General features: G+C 64.7%; 2 protein-coding genes. Both read left to right on the top strand.

What is annotated here, in order from left to right; translation table 11 throughout:
• Nucleotides 1–248 (top strand): hypothetical protein (locus B1964_RS30680; RefSeq protein ID WP_216354235.1); only part of this gene is annotated, 248 nt, incomplete at its 5' end.
• A 170-nt stretch (nucleotides 249–418) separates the two neighbouring features.
• On the top strand, nucleotides 419–1,180 hold a 762-nt coding region (locus B1964_RS10045; RefSeq protein WP_079929661.1), incomplete at its 3' end, for a collagen binding domain-containing protein.

The following is a 1,180-nucleotide window of genomic DNA, read 5'->3' as shown; positions in this document are numbered from 1 at the left end:
CTGTCCCTCAGACAGGGCATTTCGTTTATCCCTCACCGACCGATCACAAGCAAATCGGTGGATCGAGGTTTAGCCACCCTACGTCTACGAGCTTCCTGCCACCGCCGACCGACATCATCAGCGTCCGGGTCCTCACCGTTTCCGTCGGACTCGTCCTCGTCGGTGCAACGGACTTCATCTTCGGCCTCAGCCCCGGTGAAACCGTCACATCTACGGTGCATCTCATCGATGTCCGGACGACCCGCTGACATCCATACCGTCGGGTCCGACCGGACGGTCGTGACGTCTGCCGCGTGAATGACATCGACCGCCCATTCGCTGTGCACGGCTAACGACCGGACCGGGTCGCGCGACACACCCCATGCCGGCGTCGGCACCACGCACATCAACCAGGGTCGGGGAGACCTCGGAAAACATCATGAGCCAAAAGCACTTCCGCGTCATCGGAACCGCTGTACTCCCGTCGGTGGCGCTCGTCGTAGCCACCATGACCGCGGGCATCGCCGCGGCAGACGACACCACAACCACCATCCCACCGCTCATCACATCCACCACACAGACCACAGCACCGGCAACCACAACGCCACCGACCACCGGAAGCGATCCCGCGCCACCGTCGACACCAGCGTCGACCAGCGTTTCTGTCCCGCCGTCGGCGCCGTCGAGCAGCAGTCCCGCCCCGACGCCGCCGGCCGGCCAGGGAACGCTGAACCTCACCACCAAAGACACCGCCGGCAACCCGGTCCCCGGAGTGGTGATCGAATTCGCCGGACCGGCAGGCAGCCAACCGATTCCGCTTCCGGCGTCGATCAACAATTACCCGGGGTCGTACGGCATCACCGTCACCGACGTACCGGCCGGCTATCGGCTCCTCGGTTCCGGCGGGTTCGCCGTCAATATCGTCGCCGGGCAGACGGTGAGCCACCAGTTCACCTTCACCCGCACCGACGGAGGACACAACTTCGGTTGGCTCCAGGTCACCAAGCGCGACCGGGTCGACGGCCACACCTTGCCCGGAGCCCAGTTCGCCGTCGCGACATGCGACGGACAGGGACTCGGTGTGATCACCACCGACGACGAGGGCATCGCGTCGAAGCGGGTACGTGGCGGGTGCTACACCGCACGCGAGATCGCAGCTCCCGCAGGTTATCTCAACGACGGATTGACATACACCTTCGAT

The sequence above is a fragment of the Gordonia sp. i37 genome (assembly GCF_002043085.1).
Classification (GTDB): Bacteria; Actinomycetota; Actinomycetes; order Mycobacteriales; family Mycobacteriaceae; genus Gordonia; species Gordonia polyisoprenivorans.
Note: the sequence above shows the minus strand (reverse complement) of the source record. Positions and strands in the feature narration are given on the sequence as shown.